This window comes from Thermotoga maritima MSB8 (assembly GCF_000008545.1).
Lineage (GTDB): Bacteria > Thermotogota > Thermotogae > Thermotogales > Thermotogaceae > Thermotoga > Thermotoga maritima.
Window position 1 is genome coordinate 1,773,926 of record NC_000853.1, and the last position, 16,282, is coordinate 1,790,207.

Genomic DNA, 16,282 nt, shown 5'->3' on the forward strand with positions numbered 1-16,282 from the left:
ACCTCACGAAAAACAGAAAAGTTCATAACCACACTTTCGGCAAATTCCTTTTCTCTTGGGTGGTGGAGGAGTTTCTTCTTCAAGGAGGGAAGATACTTCCTCGAGGACCTTTTTGATTTTCTCTCTGTTTTCTTCTGTGAGCTCAACCGGTATTCTTTTGTTCTCTTTTGGTACTATGATCTCTCCCCTCGCTTTCACACCTTTTTCCTCGAGCCTGTAAAGATAGTAAAGGAGCTGGTACTCAGCTCCCCTTTTTGAAGCGGATGATTTTTTCACTTCGCCAACCACTCTCACTCCTTCTCTTTCAAACATGGTATCGATCTTCATACCAGGAAGCATGACAGAATCGCTGTAGTCTTCGTGGATGAACCTTCCTATCTCTATGTGCATGTTTCCCTGATCTGGAAGAACCCCATGCGCCATCAGCCATGCTTCCCTTTTGCAGTTTATATAGCTCAAAACAACAGATCCAGAAATCATCATATGATGATCACCTCATCGGATCCTTCCACTCTCAAACCTTTCACGGGGTGGTACCATTTGTCGAGAACGTTCCTGTGAATAACCATCATGCCGGCAATCGTGTGTGGGAATGGAAGATCCCTCTTTATCCTCGCGCTCACGATGTAGGGGGAAAGTTCCCTGAACAAACTTTTCACGAGAGAGAAGTTTTCTCTTGATCTTTTCCCACTGAAGATCTCTGCAAATTCTTCGAATACTCTTTGAGCCTCTTCATCAACAAGAACGATGAACGGCACCGTTGGCTCTGGTTCAATGAGACTGAATTCTCCTATTTTTTTGAAATTCAAATTCTCGAGCGCCTTGCCGATTCCTTTCTTGTCCGGATTGCCGTACGTTTTCACGTAGCTGAAGAAATCCTCCACGAGCATGAAAAACTCGCTTTCCTCCAGAAATTTGTGGTTTTTCAACACGTTCATGGAAGTTTCTGTGAGAAAGCTCCCGTAAACATATGAGGAAAAGAGGGTGTTTTTTCTCTCATTCCTGACGGGTACGACTATCACTTCTCCCTTTTCCAACTCGAAGTGCCTGTTGCACCTCCCCGCTGCCTGAACAATACTGTCAACAGGTGCTATGTCTCTTATCACCCTCTCGAATGAGATATCAACACCTGCTTCCACCACCTGAGTGGAGACACACAGATCGTACTCATTTATCTTCGAAACGATCTCCAGTCTGTGCTTTGGTATCACCCTGGAGGAAAGGAAACAGGTTTTTCCCATGCCTTCAACAACGTCGTATATCTCCTCGGCTTCTCTTATCGTGTTTGTTATGATGAGCGTTCTTTTTCCATCCTTCAAGGTCTCTCTTACGAATTCCTTGTATTCTTCAAAGCTCATTTCTTTTTCTACTTTCAGAACAGTTCTGTTCAAGGCTGTGAAATAAACATTCTTGTTAGACACCACTTCCAGAGCCTCTTTCAAAAGAGCGGGCTTTGTCGCTGTGGAGAGCAAAACGGTGGTGCCCATTTTCGAGAGGAATTCAACGGTTTTTTCAACAGGGGTCCAGTATTCGTGAGGTATTGCCTGGACCTCATCAAGTATGAGAACAGCTTTTGGGAATTTGTAGAAGAACGGAATCTTTCTGAAAGTGATGAGAGACTCCAGAAGCGACACGAATGTTGTGACTACCACCCTGGAGTGCCAGAGGTTCATCAGGAGATCTTCGTATTTATCAGGTTCCTCATAAGCTGGATTTGCAAGGTGATGAAAGGGAAGGACGAAGAATGGGCTTTCTGTTTCAAATATTTCCTTTATCTTATCGACGGTCTGCTCAATTATGTTTATGAAGGGAAGAGCGTATATTACGATCGTGTCTTCATCAGCGAGATGGCTGGCAAAAAGGAGATTTGCAATAGTTTTTCCTATTCCCGTCGGTGCGGTTATGGAGTATATCTTTCCTCTTTCGGGTTTGAAGCTCAAGATTTCCTCCTGAAATTTCCACCTCAGAGAATCGATCTGGTTTTTTCTGCCAAGCTTTTCTCTGTAGGAGAGAATCTTCTCCTTTTCATAAGAAGGAAGGGAGGGAAGCGGTTCGCTCTTGAAAACCACATCCTCCCTATCCGAAGAAACGAGTATGGACATAAAAAGGTGGATCAAAAAGTAGTCAGATAGGTCTTTTTTTCCAAGGATAGAGAACTTACTGATCGATCTTTTTATCCTTTCTATTGTTTCTGATAGCTTAAGATCATGAAGATCATATCTTCTCAGGAAATCCTCTGGAATGGCTGAGAACTGCTTTTCCAGGACTTTCTCATCTATTTCTATATCCAGAAAGTTCCTGAAATCTCCGTGGTGTCTTCTTATTATTTCGAAGCCGAATATTCTGAGTTTGTCCGGCAAGTTTTTTGACCTGTGAAAGAAAGCAACCGCGGAGAAAAGAGCGTGCGCACTCAAAGATCTTTCGACTCTTTCACCGCTCAAATGCTTCTGAAAGTAGATTGTACTCTTTCCAACATCGTGCGATTCAGAGAGCAGGGAAACGAATTCTTCCAGAACATTTTCATCGTATCCGAAAAGTTCTTCCCAGGAAAGATCAAGCGACCTGAATTTTTCCAGAGAGCGTCTTTTAACACCCTCAAGATGATCAATCAGTCTTCTGTCAGGATGAGATTTCATCACATCCACACTATGTTCTGCTCTCCCACCCTCCACACTTCTCCCCCTTCCACCTTCACAGGAGATAAGTCCCTCTTGAAAATGTAAACCGCAGATTCAAGCATGTTTCGCTCTTTGTCCATTTTTCTTGTGACCCTCTCGAATATGAGATAGTGTGAAGGCTCCGGCAAAAGCTTTACTGTGTTCGGAACAACCGTGTGGACCTCGCAGGGAAAATCTGCTACACGGGTTGCTTCGTACTTTCCCACGTAATTCAGTCTGGCAATAAAGCTTGCCACACCAAGGTAAGGTGTGAAGATGGTTTCGCTGTGTTCGAGAAGGTTCTTCAACCTCTCAAAATCTTCGTCTTCCCAGCTGAAAAACACCCTGTAAGCAGGATTCTTCAGAAGTTGAAGACTTATTCTTGTTCTTTTTGAAGCTTTTTTGTCTTTCTTTGTTTCCACAAAGTTCGTTCCCGTTCGCAGAAACTTCAAAGGATTTTTTATCTGAACCGCCACTTTTGCACTGTCGAGTCTTTCGGGTGTGGAATATCCCAGAACACACCCCACAAGCCCCAAAAGAGTGGTTCTTGGTGGAAAGGGAAGGGTGTACGATGATGTCGTTGTGTAAGGTCTTCTGAAGAGAGCGTAGGGAGCAGAAACATCAAAGACCAGAACTTTCATTCTCACCACTCCAGTTTTACAAGCTGGAAACCTCCGAATATCTCCTCAAAAGGCTTCTCTTCTCCGTTCTCCGCGAGTTTTAAGCGGTTGTCAACAGAGTATTCTATTCTTTCGATCTTGTCCTTAAGGGATTCCAGAACCTGCTTGAGTTCGGTAACGTCGAGTTTCAACTCGGAGATGTCTCTTATTTCTTCATCTTCTTTCTCGGACACGACCTTCACAAGGTAATCGAGTTCTCCGGAGTGGTAGTTCACACCTTCCTTGTAAACAACTCTCATCAGGAGTCTGGGATTGTGCTCCATTTTCGATCTTGTGATGAGGTTCTTCGTACCCATCCAGATTCCTTCAAGAAGCTTGGAAACATCTTCTTCGGTGAGTCCTGTAAACTTTGCAGAATTCTGATTTATCACACCGTAGAATGCTATGAGGGCATAGGGTACAACCTGATCCTCACGAAAACTCCTCTGTTTTGAATTCTCGGTTGCGAACGCAGCAGTTCCCTGGATAGTCATGAGTTTGACTCTGTGAAGACTCGTTCCGTATCTGAACTGAACAGGACCAGTTATGGAAGATTCCATAGCTCCTTTTTTCGACTGAGGAATAACGGCACCGAAGAGTCTGATATCGATGCACTTCTGGCATGCGTCGTTTACGTCCTTGATTCCAAGCTCTTTGACTCTGTCTTCCGGTACCACCGCTTCACCGGTCACCCAGAGCGTTTCGTCGTAGCACTCCGCAAGATAATCCCTCACAGTTCTTTTGAGTCTCACGTCTGTGACAAAGAGTCTGGATGTTTCTTCATCAAAGCGCGGTCTGTTCTCATCGAGTGGATCACCGTTCGGATTTGCCCACTTCACATCGTAGATGAAAAGCACTTCACTCCTGTTCTTCACTGGATTCATCGACCCCTACCTCCCTGAAGAAAGTTTTCCCGAGAGAAAGTCCCGAGACGAAGACAAAACTGATCTCGTCGGGTGATGCTGACCAGTTCCCAGCTTCGAGGAAAGCTTCAGCAGTCTCCCTGAAAAGCTCTGCCACACTTTCACTCATTCCACCGTAGGCTTCGATCTTGGCTCTGATTTCCGGAAGAAGCCCCTCCACATCTCTCTTTGTCAGTCTGAGTCCTTTCAGTTTCTTCGTGAAAGCCTTCGAGTTTCTTTTAACGTACTGCAGATAAAGAAGGTAATTTGCCAGAACTCCTTCTAAAAAGACTGCTTTCTTCCACGGTTCATCGAAAAACTCCGGATACCTGGAGAAGAAATCTTCACCCTTCAAAACGGAAGCACCCCCCTTTAAGACGTTCAAGCGTCTCAGATAAACATACGTGGCAAAAGCTTCACGTGCAGAAAGTAAAGTATCATTTCCAAAGAAATCGCTTCTTATTTTCGAAAGAAAGAGAGTCAGCAGCAGTTTTTTATCAAACGTTCCCTCAGAGAATACAGCACTAAACAGGGAGTTGAAGTATCTGTCCAGATCCTCGAAGAATTTGTGAATCACTGAGAAGTTCACAGAAACTTTGAAACCGTCTTCTTTGAGTTGAGATTCTATCTTCTTTGATTCTTCAAGGATCCGTCTTACTCTGGTAGGCGAGACTTCCTCAACGTGAAGAACTATTCTTTCTGCCTGTTGTTCTTTTTCTATCAGTACAAAATCGTAAACAGCTCTTTCGTTTTCCGAAAGAACTTTTTCAATCTCTTCTTCGAGCCTAGCGAAACTGCGAAACTTTGAGTTTTTGTCGGTGTCTTTTATTTCATATATTTTTTCAATCACTGATTCCAGAATATCCTGATCGGGTACGGAGGGGATTATCCAGAGAATTCTGTTGTTGCTGAAGAAGGAAAAAGAAAGCTTTTCATCAATTGCTCTTCTGGCTTTTTCCAGAACACTCCTGCAATCATCACAAATCTGGATCGGATGTTTCTTGGAAAGAAAAGGTGTGAAGCCAGGCTTGTCAAAGGTGGCAAATTTGAACACATCACTCAGTCTGGAATTTGCTTCTTTTCCACACAGAAAACATTTTGCCTCTCCCTTAGTTTTCTTCTGTGTGACTTTATCTTCAAACGCCTGGAGAATTTCTGGAACTTCTGCGGGAAATTTTCCATCGATGGATATCGTGAGGAATCTGTTTTTTACATCGTAATTTCTTAGCTTGTCAATAATCTCTTCTTTATTTCTCTCGAGGACATCTTTGATGTGAGATATCTTCGGATGGTCGAAAAAGCCTAAGAAGACATCAAAGGTCCTTTCCAGAGGGTCTCTTGAACCACTAGATTTGTCGAGAAATTTCATGGTGGGGGAAACAGAAGAGGAGAAATTCCCGCGCTGTTTTCTGTAGAGGAAGATTTTCGAGTTCTTACCCCCTGGTTTTTTCTCGATAGAAACAACATCCTTGAAAACCAAACCCTCTGAATTACTCTCAAGAAAGATAGCTATTCCTTCATCAGAAGGAACTTCTTCAGCGAAGTTTGAAAAAGAATCACCACCAATTTTCCCAAGATTGTATATCTTTTCAAGCACCCCTATCCCCCCTGCGGTGTTATCATTCACATTTTAACGTACACTTTCTGACAACAATCTAAATCCATAGTCATTGCACCTGAAAGGAAGTATTGAAACAGTATCGAAGATGAAGAAATCATACGGTTTGTGGGCTTTTCATACCTCTAAGGAAGGATTGAATCTCTTCTTGATAGCCTTGTAGTTGTCTGTGGTCATGGTTTCCATACCTCTAAGGAAGTATTGAAACTTGTTTTTGGCATGCTGGCGCTGGCGCTGGCGGGCGCGTTTCCATACCTCTAAGGAAGTATTGAAACCAAGCCGAATTGGAAATGGAACGATGAAACAGAAGCTGTTTCCATACCTCTAAGGAATTATTGAAACGTTCTCTCAATGTCACGTCTCATCACCTCTTCTTCGGTTTCCATACCTCTAAGGAATTATTGAAACAGAAAGTAGTCGACAAGTTCGTTGATTGTCTCGTCGCGTTTCCATACCTCTAAGGAATTATTGAAACAGAGCTCTCCCGGGCCGTACCATCCAGGCCACCCCAGTTTCCATACCTCTAAGGAATTATTGAAACTACAGAACATTGCACTGGAAGAGAAGAAGCAGGAGAGTTTCCATACCTCTAAGGAATTATTGAAACAGACATCTCGATCCTGATGAAGTAGGAGGGATACTTAGTTTCCATACCTCTAAGGAATTATTGAAACAAATCAGGATTGAACCTGACGTAGAAGCTTTGTACAAGTTTCCATACCTCTAAGGAATTATTGAAACACTTAAAGGAGGCAAAAAGACAGGAAAGAAGGGACGGGTTTCCATACCTCTAAGGAATTATTGAAACAGGCAGATCTGAGGATCATTGCAGAGCGAGGAAACAGTTTCCATACCTCTAAGGAATTATTGAAACAAGGAACTCAGGACGATTCTCTGGATCGGTCTCAAGGTTTCCATACCTCTAAGGAATTATTGAAACCCGTTGAGTTCAAGAGAAATTATATCACAAACACACTCTGAAAGCAAGATGTTTTTTGAACTTCCATATTCTCCTTTTCCATAAACCATTCTAACACACAAGAGAGCACCTTCAAGTACTGTTTGGAAAAATGGAATAATTGCATAGTTCAACAATGAAAGAACACAAGCAAAAAACAGAAGATAAATTATATCAACCTACGTCAGGGCATTTTGGGGTGTTTTTGGTAAAAATCGATTAGTTCCATGTTTCACAAATAGATGAAAGAAGGTATTCCTCAGTGTGTTAGAAGTTAACTGTTAACTTCTCGAATTTAAAGCACTTACACGTAATCTATCTCCACAAATTCTCTTCATATTGTCTCTTCATATCATCCATTATTCCCTTTTTAACGCATAGCTTCCGGTACCACAAATCCGCATGAAATTTTTCGTTACCGGTAATTGCATACTCTGTATCGATCTTCCAGTGCCATGTACACGCATCACCCACTTTGTGAATGATTGGAACTAACCTGGTTTGTATGAATAAAACATATTAAGATTTAGTTAATAAAGATTTTTCTAACATCACCTTCTGAAATACTTCCAGATGTTAAAATATCAGAGAAGCTTTCGCCGTGGAGGTGATCTTTGTGAATCCCTACGAAGTCCTTGGTGTTCCACCTGGTGCTTCAAAGGAAGAGATAGAGAAAGCTTACAGAGAGCTGGTGAAAAAGTACCATCCGGACCGATACAAGGATCATCCTCTCAAAGATCTTGCGGAAGAAAAAATGAAGCAGATCAACGAAGCGTACGCTGTATTGATGAGTGGTGAGTTTTCAGAAACACCCGGACAGGAAAATGTACATAACACGTTCTATTCCATGGGATACAGATACAGGGGGAACGACGGCTGTCGCGATATTCTCGCCTGCCTTGGATGTGCATGGTGCACAGATACCTGTTGTGAAGCATGCGGGGGTGACTGCATTCCTTGCATGTGAAGAAAGTCACTTATGGAGGGCTCGTTTCCGCTCTCGTTGTCCTTCTACTCTACATTGGGAACTTCACGAAGAGCAAGATATTTTTCGCCGCTTTGAGCAGTGTTTTCACAGGGGTTCTTGTGGAACTCTTCGGGATCGGATCTGTTCCAATCATAATCGCTGTGAATGTTCTTGTGTTTCTTCTTGTTCCTAATCCAGGCTATGTTTTGCTCTTTTTCGTGCTTTCTTTTTACGGTTTTCTCAGAAAGAAACCGATTCTCATCAGGTTTCTCTACTTGAACGCTTCTACTCTGCTTTTGGTGTTTGTGGCTTCAAAATTCTTCAATGCTGAACTGCCTGATGTTTCCTTTTCTCTCTACGTGCTCGGCTTTCTTGGTGTTCAGGTTGCGTTCTTTGTCTACGACTACCTGTACAACAGGATCCTTCAAGAACTTCTCAGAATCATCAGGAGGAAAAATTGATGTTTGGATATATCAAACCCTTGAAGTGCGAACTGAAAGTGAAGGAGTACGAAGAATTCAGAGGGTACTACTGCGGTGTCTGCAAAGCTTTGAAAAAGTATTCAATCATTCCGCGTTTCCTCCTCACCTACGAAGCCGCATCACTTGGACTTCTTCTTTCAAGTCTGAACAACAGCGATTTGAAAAGAAAAAAAGAACTCTGTATCTTCACCCTCAAAAAGGTGGATTTTTACTCCTCAAGCGAAATAGACGAGGTGGCTCGTGTTTTCACTGCCCTTCTTCGTGAAAAGCTGAAAGACAACTACATAGACAGAAAAAATCCCGTTTACCTATTTGCGAGCGCTTTTTTGAAGAAAGATCCCGAAATATCCAGTCTTTTTGAGAACTTCTACGAAATGGAAAAAAAGGAACAAGATTTCAAAATCCTCGCAGAAGAACAGGGCAAAATAGTTGGAACAATCCTCAGCAAAATGGTTAAAGAAGAAACCCAGAGAAAAATTCTTTACTACCTTGGTCTGTCCCTTGGAAAATGGCTCTATATCGTAGACGCACTGGATGACTTTGAAAAGGATAAGAGAAAAAACGTGTTCAACCCGCTCGTCAAGAAATACAACGGTGACCTTGAAAAGGCACGATCCGAACTGAGACCCCACCTGAAGAAATGTATTGATGAGATGTGGAAGGCTTACGACCTTCTCGACATAAAGAGGAACAAGACTATACTTGATAACATCGTATACCTCGGGATACCATTCATCACAGAAAACGTTTTGGTAGGTAAAACCTGTAACTTAAATCACTCAACAATCCTGTAGATCTCTACATCTCCATGTCCGTACTTTCTGCTCTCACCGGTGCCACAAAGCCTCGAGAGTTTCACCAGAGCGGTCGTTTCAGGGGTGAGGGTTTTCAAGGTCACGATAACACCGTTCTTTGTGTTTCTCAGAGAAACCGGCTGGAAGGCGGGTTCAACCTCGACACCGAGGAAGAGTTTCATGTCTTCTTTCAACTGCTTCAGTGAGAAACCCTTTGCTCCTTTCACCTTCAAAGTGAACACCCCGGGTGAATCGAAAAGATCTCTCTTTTCGTATATTTCGACGTAGGCTCTTCCGGGTTTCACGACTGCGTTCAAAACACGGGGAACGTTGAGAACCAAGAAATGAAAGAGCGAAGAAAGAGGCGAGGAGATAACAAGAGCGTAACCACTCCTCGCCCGAAACGGACCGATCACTCTCATTGTTCCATCCGGTGCTTCTTCCACGAAGGAAGCCACTGCCGGATCGATGGACTCGATTTTCGAGAGGACAAACTCCCACTTCTTTTCATCCGATGTGAACTCCTCTTCTACGTAGATTGGGAATCTTCCAACCACAACGCACACCATCCTATCGGAGATATCACTCTGTAACTGTTGTTTTCACTCTGAACGAGGTATCTCCTCGTGAGAGGAGCTTCGTCATCTTTATGGTACTTTATAATGTTTCTCACCTGTTTTCTTGTCTCTTCGTCAAGGAGAATGAAGAGCGAATTTGCCATGAGTCCTCCACCGTATCCTATGTGTATGAGTACGTACTTCTTGCTTTGAAGCACTTTCTCTATCTTTTGGAATCTTTCTTCGATTTTACTGGTGTCGAGCTTTTCAAAATTCTCCTTTGCTTTTTTAAAGCGTTCTCTTTCGAATTTGAAGACTTCGGAGTAGAACTCGTTCACGATCGAAAAGATCTCTTCAATGCTTCCAGGAAGTTCTACTCCGTAGCGTTTTCTCACGTGTGTGAGAAAGTAATCGTATTCTTCTTTCACAAACCTCACATCAAAGACGAAATCTCTGTTGATAGGAACAAACTCCAGAGGGAAAGTTCTGGGGTGAGTGTTGGGACGAGCTACGTAGAAAATCCCGACATCGTGCACAACCAGCTGGGTCCTCAGTGTTTGAGAATCAGAAACTCTTAGGAAGCGGAAGTAATCGGTGTTGATCTCTTTTGGAGCAAATCTGAACAATCCATTCAGGAATTCATTGGTCTGATAGAATGCCCTTTTGTGATTTTGAAGATCCTTTTGTACATTCCTGCGGAATTCTTCAAGAAGATTCCTGTTGTTCCTCAAAACGTGCCAGGTGAGTGCAAGTCTTACAGCGCCTTTCAGCGAACTTCCCGGGACATAAACGCTTCCGTCGGGATGGTGAACAACTTCAGGAATCTCCGGATTTTTCTTCCCACTGGAGAAATCTGAGTAGAGGCTCACCTCATAGAAAACACCATCTTCCACGTTTTCTACTTCTTTAAAACTGAGGGGTTTAGAGATATTTTCAGAGATGTTTTGCTTGATTTCAGGGTGTTTCCTCAAAACTTCAAGAAATTTTCTTGTGATAAGCCTCACAGCTGTTTTTTTGTTTTCTTCCTCTTTCAGAACAACGAGGTTGCAAGGAGGATACTTTTCGCCGCTTCCTATGTGAAGGGGAGTCAGTGTTTTGAGAGTCACCTTCATTTCCCATCACCACCGAAAGCCACGCAGAGTGGAGACGTCTGGACAAAATAGTCTTCTATCTTCAACACCCCACGGCCCTCTGGCTTGAAAGGAAACACAGAACCTTCCTGAACATAAGAAATCTCCTTCTTTACCTTCATTTCATCCCTTTTTACTCCGCGCCTTTTTACTACCCTGTAGTATCCTTCGTTCATCTTTGATCTCTCTTCTGCAGAAGGTACAAAAAGCGACAGGGTGAGATAGTACTCACCCTCTTCCGGGAAATCTGGAGCAGATTCGAACTCGGCATTGAAAAGTCCGTATCCGTAAGTTGAGTCAGCGCCTATTCCACTATCTCCAAGAGACTTGACAGCTGTTTTGAAAAGCCCCTCGTATTCATCGGGAAATTCTGCCAGAAATGCCGGAGTGAACCCCTCTTTTACGAAAGCAACTTCCACAAAGTAGAGATTGGAGGAACTCGTTATCCTGTCGAGGGAATTTCTTGGAATCCTCACTATCTCCACCGGATTTTCCTTGCAGACAGCACCGCTTGCTTCCTTTATCGACCGATAGTCAGCGAGCTTGTCCAGGAAAACATAACTTGCTTTCTTCAGCTCCTTTGGACTTTCCTCATCATCTTCTTCCAACGAATAGGTGTTGTAAAGAAAAGGTTTTGGAACAAGAAGGCGATCACCGCGAACGAACAGAAGAGAAGAGACCTTCAACTTCTTTGCGAAGTCTTCGGCTTTCTCAGACCACTTGAAAGCGTGGTACACAACAGCACCGTAGATGGTATCGGAATGGATGGTGGGGAGGGTGGAATCGGTCTCGTTCCCCCTACCCACCCTGAAACCACTTCTGAAACTCATCTTCACCAGAAGGCGCACTCCTATCACCCTTTCACGATTTCGGGGATGGCTTTCTTAAAGCCCTCAACACCACCTTTGACCTCTTTTTCTACGGGTGTTCCCTCTCCTTTGTAGTAATCGGCGCTCTTGAAGATCACTTTTTCTATACTGAACTTCACTTTTCCGTATCCTCTGCTTCCGTTTCCACCGAGATAGTCGTCTTCGAGAAGCTCCAGAGCTGTGGCTATATTTTCGAGGTCTTCCTTTATGTGCTTTTCGTTCTCTGCTGTGTAGATGATCTCGAATTCAAATTCCGCACCTGCGGGAATTCTTTCAAAGCTTCTCGGATCGGCTTTACAGGTGACTCTGTCCAGTGCGTTCTCTGTTTTCCATTCCGTGTATGGAAGGTCGGTTTCCATGCTGAGGAGTTTCGTTTTCGAATCTTCCGTGAGGAACGCATCTCTGACAAGAAGGCGTGAAGGGATGTTATTTCCTTCTTTCGAGGTCGAACCAAACACCCTGCAGACTTTGCATTCCCTTTCTTCGCATTCGTGTCTTCTTACCTTGTTCCCAGATATATCCAGATTCAACAACCTTTCCATCAGGCTTCTCATCTTTCCTTTCACAGAGCTTCCGGGGATGTAGGGTTCTCCCGTGAGAGGATTTCTGATAACGGGATTGTCTATACCACCGATGTTCACACCGAGCTCCTGACCTCCGATCCTAAGACCTGTTTCCAGAATGATCTTTCCCTTTATGATGTACTTTCCGAGTATCGGCCTTTCCACCGCTCATCCCTCCTTATCTTCTGGCTGTCCTTCTGTTGCTTTTTTCGGATTCAGAATGGAATTTGTGATACGCAAGGATTGCATCGTAGAACTTTTTGAATTTCTCAAACTCGTCAGGAGTCTTTATCTCGTCTATGAGAGGTTCAAGTATCTCCTTCAATTCACTGATACCTTCGATATCCCTTCCAACCTGATATGCGAGAAATATCTTCATGAAGTGAAGCTCGTTAAGGATCTCTTCGTTGAACTTCTCCGGGTTATCCCTGTAGTCCTTCTTTTTGTAGATGTAGTTGCTCCAGATTTTGGTTAAGTGACCATGAAACTTTCTGAGCTGGTTTGTCTTCAGCTTTCCAGAAAGTTCCCTTCCGATTTCCTCTGCCTTTCTCACAAGGTCCTTCAAATCTTCTTTGAGAGAAACACCCTGAGAAACTGCCACCGCTCATCCCTCCTTCAGCTTTTTCTTGAGAGAAGATCCACAAACTGGAGGATTACATTCAAGGCGTTTTCACCGAGGTGATCTATGTTCTCTCTCATGAGATTTGCCACTCTTTTGTCTTCGTCTTTGTTCTCCCTTGCTTCTATGTAGGCGAGGAAGGCTTTGTTCAGAGGAGACTCTTCTCTTGTGAGATTCAAAGCCTTTCTAATGACACTTCTGTCCACTTTGTCTGCTATTTCCTTCAACTCTTGATAAAAGTTGTACATTTCGAAGAAGGTGTTCCACTTTACCGCATAGTAGTTTCTGTTCGAAAATGCTATGCTGTTCTTCCCGGATTTCTTGGCAGCGCTTTCGGCTCTTTCAGACATTTCTCTTATGAGGCTCATACTCGTTTTCTCATCGGTGATCACGTATCCCGCGGAGAACGTCATGAAGTCGTTCGTTGTGAATCTTCCAAACGCCTCTCTCAACTCTTTTGCCACATCCAGAACATCGTTCCATCCGCCAACCAGATAGAGATCGTCTCCGCCGGAATAAATCACCATAACGTTCTTTCCTTCAACAATACTCTCTACTCTTTCTTTGAAGAAAAAGCTCATGAGCCTTGAGAGGGTGCTGTATCTGGAAAGGGTCTTTTTCTTTAAACCTTTGAGAAAGATCTTTCCAAGGTTGTCAACGTCAACAAGGAGGCTCGCTATTTTTTTGCCAGGTGCTTTTTCTGCGATTTTCTCGAACTCCTGTTCTTTGAAATACGTCACCACCTGTATTCTTCTGACGTTCTTTTCTTTTTCCGAGAATTCGTATATCCTTCTCAACTTGTAGCTGAAACCCTCTCCCGGTTCTCTCGAGAAATCGAATTTTCTCTTAAAAATCTCGAACTTTCCATTCTTCCTTTCAGCAAGATACACGTGAGACTCTTCAAGAAGTTCTCTTCCAAGCTCGTACATTTCCTTGCAGAAGTCACAGGCGATTTCTTCTTCTCCTTCTCGAATGGAAAAGAGCTTGTCTACTCTGTTTCCACAGATTTTGCAGGTGTGGTTTCCCTTCTCCTGGATCAGATTCAAATCATCGGGGAAGATCGCTTCGAGGTCTTTTTCTGTGTACATTCTGTATTTTCTTTCGTTCAACTTTTCACCGATCTTCTTGAAAACCTTGGACATGTCTTCCACGTCTTTCACCGAAAATTCAACAGATTCGATCACAAGGTGGAGTGAAAGACCCCTATTTCTGAACCATTCGTTCAGCTCGTTTCTGATCTCTTCGAGGGCTTTCTTCACCTTCTCTGTGTTGGAAAGGACAAGGTAGAAATGTCCTCCTCCTATGAAGTGAACGTTTGTCCTGTAAAAGCCTGTTTTATCAAGAATCTCATCCACAACGACTTCCTGGAGAATTTCTATGAAGAAACTCCTTCCTCTGTAGGATCTGAGAGCTCCTTTTGAAGAGACGTTGGCAATAAAATTCTGTATCCCGGAGACATCTCCCCCAACAAGTAGGAAGGGTTTCACGTTGGAATTCTCAAAGTGTGATTTCATCTCCTGGTAGGATTCAAATTTGAGGTCGTTTTCCTTTGCGTAGTCATAGAGCGAGAGAGCAAGCATAGCCGTGACCTTCAGATGGTCGTAGAGCGATATATCCATGTCTCCTTCCACTCTTGTTTCCTGAGGAATGAACGAGAAGTACTTGTAAGTGAGAAAATTCACATCATCTGGTGTGGGAGAAATCTTCTGAGCGTCTTCGACAAATCTCCTGTAGAGATCCTCGTAGGTTTTCTGATCTTCTTTCATATCCTTTACCGCTTCCACCACTTCGTTGGCTGGTTTTGCAGGAAAGTAAGTGACGTTTCTGGAAGATTCCCCCTCCGGGATCTTTGAGAGGAGGTTGACCATTCTTCGAAGTTCTTCAAACTTCTGATCTTCGGTCATTCTTTCTTTGCTCGAGAGGTTGTCTGCGAAGCACACGTACCAAACCTTTTCGTTTTCCAAACTTTTTTTCAGAAGATCCTTTTCATGATGGTAGTGAATGTAATCCTGAATTACAGCGAATTTCTTCACTTTGTTTGTAAAATCGTATCCGGCAATCTGATGTCTTCTGTCATCCCCCGCCCTTCTTACGACCTTTCCTATGTCGTGCAGGAGAGCCCCAACAACAAGCTCTTCTCTGTCTTTCAAGGAAGATTCACCTCCTTTTCTCAATCAAGCTCCAGAATTTCACCCACCACAAAAGGATTCTGCTTTTGTTCTTCGTAAGTTCTCTTGTCCACAGCCAGGATAGTTTTTACTTTTCTTCCGTATCTAATTTGATTTTTGGCACGCTCGATAACGTACGTAAGAAAAGTGGTTCCACCTGTGAGATTGACGATCACTTCATCCACGTCAGAAAGATGTTCTTTGATTTCGGATACTACTCGATCTATTTCACTTACACCCATAAAAGGGTCTTCGAGAAGGATTACCCTAAATTCACCCTTGAATTCAGCTTTCTCCAGAATTTCTGAAAGAATAGCTTTTCCCTGTTTTGAAGTTATAACCAGGAGTAGATCAGGTGAAATTTTTTTCAGAACGGTGTATAAAGCACCTTTTGTCGTACCGAGAGGAGTGAGAAGAGCTCTTTTTCTGTTTCGCTGAGTTTTTCTCGCAGACTCCAGAAGTTGTTCCGGTGGGGTTTGAACAAGCACTTTCAGGTGATCTTCTATCTTTTTCAAGGAGGGAAGCTGGAGTTTGTTGAATCCGAAATGAGCAACATGATTTCTTGCCTGAAGGATGGTATCATAACCAAACGTTGAAATGCTCACAGACTCTCTAACATTTCTATCCAAGAAATCACTCTTCTCCCCTCCAGACATCAAATAGACATTTATAAGATATTCTCTTGCCAAACGAAGAGCCATACCTAAATCTCCTGTTTGAAGATAGAAATCCAGTAACTCTTTTTCAGATTCCAATTCTTTTTCGCTCAGTTCAAAATTCTCCGATTTCACATGTATAACCCTGTATCTTTTTTCGATCCCATCTAAGAGAGCCGCAATCTCTGGAACAAAAACCTCCGTCTCCTCTCTTATTCTTGCTTTATTTCTATCAATAAAATTGAAGAAATTGGTTAAATTCTTCCTTATGGCTACTATGGATCCAAGACGTATAGAAGACGAAAGATCCTGAAGTTTTTGAGACATAGAACCAAGTAGCTTTGGTTTTTTCGAACTTTGACTTCTCCTGTATATTTCTTCATTTCTCTTTTTTATCAAATCAGCGAGTTCTTTCGCATATCCATACTCTTTGAACAATCGAACAGCATATATCCATGATGTAGCTTTAGTTAGTGGGGTCAAATCTTCGCACTCTGTTACTTTTGTTTCTTTATTGTACTTGCCGTAAACTACACTCACATTAACATCTTTGGCCTCTTTAAGGTACAGGGCTACTACACTTGCCATCAATGGAATACTTCTGAACGAATGAGTAACATCCAGTATAACTCTGTCCCCTTCTTCCAAATTTTCCACAAGGTTTCTTACAAGGAAATTCATCA

Annotated in this window: 15 protein-coding genes and 1 CRISPR repeat array; of the genes, 3 read left to right on the forward strand and 12 right to left on the reverse strand. The window is 43.0% G+C overall.

Annotated features, from left to right (window positions below):
- Window positions 1-3: 3 nt before the first annotated feature.
- Genes cas4 through TM_RS09180 form a run of 5 tightly spaced genes read right to left on the reverse strand, consistent with a single transcriptional unit; the run spans window position 4 to window position 5,815 of the window.
- A complete protein-coding gene (gene cas4 / locus TM_RS09160; protein ID WP_004082345.1) occupies window positions 4-483 on the reverse strand; it encodes a CRISPR-associated protein Cas4 in 480 nt (159 codons plus the stop codon).
- The gene (locus TM_RS09165) at window positions 480-2,672 is read right to left on the reverse strand and encodes a CRISPR-associated helicase/endonuclease Cas3 (RefSeq protein WP_004082346.1); all 2,193 of its coding nucleotides are present in this window, start codon (window positions 2,670-2,672) and stop codon (window positions 480-482) included. Before TM_RS09165 ends, cas4 begins: the two co-directional genes overlap by 4 nt.
- On the reverse strand, window positions 2,636-3,298 hold the full coding sequence (cas5b, locus tag TM_RS09170) for a type I-B CRISPR-associated protein Cas5b (RefSeq protein ID WP_004082347.1): 663 nt from the start codon (window positions 3,296-3,298) through the stop codon (window positions 2,636-2,638). The genes TM_RS09165 and cas5b overlap by 37 nt, the downstream gene beginning before the upstream one ends.
- A 2-nt stretch (window positions 3,299-3,300) precedes the next feature.
- Window positions 3,301-4,200, reverse strand: coding sequence for a type I-B CRISPR-associated protein Cas7/Csh2 (cas7b, locus tag TM_RS09175; RefSeq protein WP_004082348.1), 900 nt, complete (start codon window positions 4,198-4,200; stop codon window positions 3,301-3,303).
- Window positions 4,175-5,815, reverse strand: a complete 1,641-nt coding sequence (locus tag TM_RS09180) for a TIGR02556 family CRISPR-associated protein (RefSeq protein WP_004082349.1) — start codon at window positions 5,813-5,815, stop codon at window positions 4,175-4,177. Before TM_RS09180 ends, cas7b begins: the two co-directional genes overlap by 26 nt.
- Window positions 5,816-5,949: 134 nt before the next feature.
- Window positions 5,950-6,776: a CRISPR direct-repeat array (repeat unit 30 nt; unit sequence GTTTCCATACCTCTAAGGAATTATTGAAAC).
- Window positions 6,777-7,410: 634 nt separating this feature from the next.
- Between TM_RS09180 and TM_RS09185 the strand changes: the two genes are divergently transcribed.
- From TM_RS09185 to TM_RS09195, 3 genes are read left to right on the forward strand one after another with little or no spacing between them, the layout of a single operon-like run.
- Entirely contained in the window at window positions 7,411-7,761 is a 351-nt protein-coding gene (locus TM_RS09185) for a J domain-containing protein (protein ID WP_004082350.1), read from the forward strand.
- On the forward strand, window positions 7,758-8,222 hold the full coding sequence (locus tag TM_RS09190) for a hypothetical protein (protein ID WP_004082351.1): 465 nt from the start codon (window positions 7,758-7,760) through the stop codon (window positions 8,220-8,222). The genes TM_RS09185 and TM_RS09190 overlap by 4 nt, the downstream gene beginning before the upstream one ends.
- A complete protein-coding gene (locus TM_RS09195; protein WP_004082352.1) occupies window positions 8,222-9,037 on the forward strand; it encodes a DUF5685 family protein in 816 nt (271 codons plus the stop codon). The genes TM_RS09190 and TM_RS09195 overlap by 1 nt, the downstream gene beginning before the upstream one ends.
- Here TM_RS09195 and TM_RS09200 read toward each other — a convergent pair.
- From TM_RS09200 to TM_RS09230, 7 genes are read right to left on the reverse strand one after another with little or no spacing between them, the layout of a single operon-like run.
- The gene (locus TM_RS09200; protein WP_004082353.1) at window positions 9,019-9,594 is read right to left on the reverse strand and encodes a hypothetical protein; all 576 of its coding nucleotides are present in this window, start codon (window positions 9,592-9,594) and stop codon (window positions 9,019-9,021) included. The two genes, TM_RS09195 and TM_RS09200, sit on opposite strands and share 19 nt — an antisense overlap.
- Window positions 9,567-10,706 (reverse strand): type III-A CRISPR-associated RAMP protein Csm5, encoded by a 1,140-nt coding sequence (csm5, locus tag TM_RS09205; RefSeq protein WP_004082354.1) that lies wholly within the window; start codon window positions 10,704-10,706, stop codon window positions 9,567-9,569. The genes TM_RS09200 and csm5 overlap by 28 nt, the downstream gene beginning before the upstream one ends.
- Window positions 10,703-11,554: a type III-A CRISPR-associated RAMP protein Csm4 gene (gene csm4 / locus TM_RS09210; RefSeq protein ID WP_228378913.1), complete on the reverse strand. Its 852-nt coding sequence runs from the start codon at window positions 11,552-11,554 to the stop codon at window positions 10,703-10,705. Before csm4 ends, csm5 begins: the two co-directional genes overlap by 4 nt.
- Before the next feature lie 23 nt (window positions 11,555-11,577).
- Window positions 11,578-12,321, reverse strand: coding sequence for a type III-A CRISPR-associated RAMP protein Csm3 (gene csm3 / locus TM_RS09215; protein WP_004082356.1), 744 nt, complete (start codon window positions 12,319-12,321; stop codon window positions 11,578-11,580).
- 13 nt (window positions 12,322-12,334) lie between these two features.
- Window positions 12,335-12,757, reverse strand: a complete 423-nt coding sequence (csm2, locus tag TM_RS09220; RefSeq protein ID WP_004082357.1) for a type III-A CRISPR-associated protein Csm2 — start codon at window positions 12,755-12,757, stop codon at window positions 12,335-12,337.
- A 14-nt stretch (window positions 12,758-12,771) separates the two neighbouring features.
- Window positions 12,772-14,925, reverse strand: coding sequence for a type III-A CRISPR-associated protein Cas10/Csm1 (gene cas10 / locus TM_RS09225; protein ID WP_004082358.1), 2,154 nt, complete (start codon window positions 14,923-14,925; stop codon window positions 12,772-12,774).
- Window positions 14,926-14,945: 20 nt separating this feature from the next.
- The gene (locus TM_RS09230; RefSeq protein ID WP_010865408.1) at window positions 14,946-16,280 is read right to left on the reverse strand and encodes a CRISPR-associated DxTHG motif protein; all 1,335 of its coding nucleotides are present in this window, start codon (window positions 16,278-16,280) and stop codon (window positions 14,946-14,948) included.
- Window positions 16,281-16,282 lie beyond the last annotated feature (2 nt).

What these genes read in the sequence shown, in the direction of transcription:
- cas4 (WP_004082345.1), bottom strand. Translation starts at nt 483, where the DNA reads ATGATGATTTCTGGATCTGTTGTTTTGAGCTATATAAACTGCAAAAGG.
- cas7b (WP_004082348.1), bottom strand. Translation starts at nt 4,200, where the DNA reads ATGAATCCAGTGAAGAACAGGAGTGAAGTGCTTTTCATCTACGATGTG.
- TM_RS09195 (WP_004082352.1), top strand. Translation starts at nt 8,222, where the DNA reads ATGTTTGGATATATCAAACCCTTGAAGTGCGAACTGAAAGTGAAGGAG.
- csm4 (WP_228378913.1), bottom strand. Translation starts at nt 11,554, where the DNA reads ATGAGTTTCAGAAGTGGTTTCAGGGTGGGTAGGGGGAACGAGACCGAT.
- cas5b (WP_004082347.1), bottom strand. Translation starts at nt 3,298, where the DNA reads ATGAAAGTTCTGGTCTTTGATGTTTCTGCTCCCTACGCTCTCTTCAGA.
- csm5 (WP_004082354.1), bottom strand. Translation starts at nt 10,706, where the DNA reads ATGAAGGTGACTCTCAAAACACTGACTCCCCTTCACATAGGAAGCGGC.
- TM_RS09230 (WP_010865408.1), bottom strand. Translation starts at nt 16,280, where the DNA reads ATGAATTTCCTTGTAAGAAACCTTGTGGAAAATTTGGAAGAAGGGGAC.